Here is a 1,726-nt window from a genome sequence, read left to right on the forward strand (position 1 = left end):
CCCGATAGACATCTCGGGGTCTGAAGAAGTCAAGCAGCAGCTGCCATGGGTGAGGTCGCGGGCGGAGCGAAGGCGCGTTCCTCGTTGAAGAGGACTCGCTTCTGGAGGCAGTGGAACAGCTGCCCGAGCAGGCGATTGAACAGGTGTCGTTGAGCTTGCGCGTGCCAGTCGCCGACGTCGCGCCGGTGGCGGTAGTGGGCCTGCGCGCCGGGTGATGAGCGCAGGGAGGAGAAGGCCCAGAGGTAGCCGGCGTGGTGGAGCCGGTTGTTCTTGACCATGCGGCGTCCGACGTAGTGTTTCTTGCCGGAGGCGCGGGTGATCGGTGCTGATCCGGCGTATGCCTTCAGCCCGCGGGCGTCGGCGAAGCGGTTGCGGTCGTCTCCTGTCTCGGCGAGAACTCGTGCCGCAAGCTGGACACCGAGGCCCGGGAAGCTCAGGAGTATCTCGGCGTCCGGATGCTCGCGAAAGCTGGCATCAACTGCTTCGGCGAGGTCTTCACTGGCCTGGCAGGCTGCTTCGAACTGCTTCAACAGAGCGCGGAGTTGCTTGCCGAAGGCGTCCTCGACAGCCGCAGGCTGGTGAGCGTACTCGGCCCGCAGGATGCCGCGCAGGCGGTCAGCCTCCTCGTCAATGCTGCGGACACGGCCAGCGCGCTTGAGAGCGGAACGCAGCTGGCTCAGCGACAGCCGCGAGCCTTCTGTGGGTGTTGGCGCTTTTGCCAGGATGATGCGGGCTTCCTCGCGGGCCAGTCCTCCTTGCTTGGCCAGGAAGGCATCGAGGGCAGCGGGGTAGTACTCGCGCAGCAGGGAGCGGATCTGGTTGCCGATCTGCTGGCGGTTCCAGACGGCGTCCTGCTGAGCGCGAGCAAGTACCGCGATGGCCTGGGCTTGGTCGGAGTCCGCCGGCAGCGGCCGGTGCACGGCCATGTCGGTGCGGAGGATGTTGGCCAGGACCAGGGCGTCGCCCGGGTCTGACTTCTTGCGGGACACACCGTGGCGGTCGCGGTAGCGGGAGGCGGCGAGCGGGTTGATCGCGAAGACCTTGCGGCGGCCGGTCCGCAGGGCTGCGACGAGCAGGCCTCGGCTGGTCTCGATGGCCACCGGTATCGGTGACTCAGGGCTGTCACCGTGCTCGGCCAGTAGCTCGAGCAGTATCCGGTAGCCGGCCGCGTCATCGCTGATCCGCCTCTTGGCCAGCAGTTCGCCAGCCTCATCGACCAGCGCGATGTCGTGATGCTTTTCTGCCCAGTCGATCCCGCAGAACACAGTCACACGTTCTCCCATCGTCGAGCGTCTATGCAGGTCACGAGCTCATGCGGGTCACGCGGCGTCCTAATCCCAGGACTCGTTGGTCCGCCATCTCGGTAGCCGTTCGCGACACCAGCGCGCCTCAGGGGCCTCTGTCTGCGCCAGAGCTCGCGGCTCGCGGAGGTGGACAGGAGGTCGCCCTGCGGCGGGCTCGCGCCACGACGACAACGAACGACATACGACGGTGGGTTTCACGGGACTTGGAGACGCCGGGCCGCGCCGCTCTCTCGTGAGGCCTCAAAGACCGGGGAGATTCCCAGGCGTTTGCCCGGCGCCCGCAGGTCCCGTGAAACCCCACCACCGTGACGGCGCCGCTCTATCGGGAGGCCTCAAGGGCCCGGGGCCTTACAGACGTCCGTCACCAGACAGCCCAGAAGCCCAGCTGCAGCTTCCGGAACCACCTTCACTACGGATTAGGG

The 1,726-nt window shown here is 66.9% G+C and carries 1 protein-coding gene; it reads right to left on the minus strand.

Going from position 1 to position 1,726, the window contains the following annotated elements:
- Positions 1 to 29: 29 nt before the first annotated feature.
- Positions 30 to 1,283, minus strand: coding sequence for an IS110 family transposase (locus ACFU5O_RS37440; RefSeq protein ID WP_384247495.1), 1,254 nt, complete (start codon positions 1,281 to 1,283; stop codon positions 30 to 32).
- Positions 1,284 to 1,726 lie beyond the last annotated feature (443 nt).

This window comes from Streptomyces sp. NPDC057445 (assembly GCF_042802855.1).
In the GTDB taxonomy this organism is placed as follows: domain Bacteria; phylum Actinomycetota; class Actinomycetes; order Streptomycetales; family Streptomycetaceae; genus Streptomyces.

What these genes read in the sequence shown, in the direction of transcription:
- ACFU5O_RS37440 (WP_384247495.1), bottom strand. Translation starts at nt 1,283, where the DNA reads ATGGGAGAACGTGTGACTGTGTTCTGCGGGATCGACTGGGCAGAAAAG.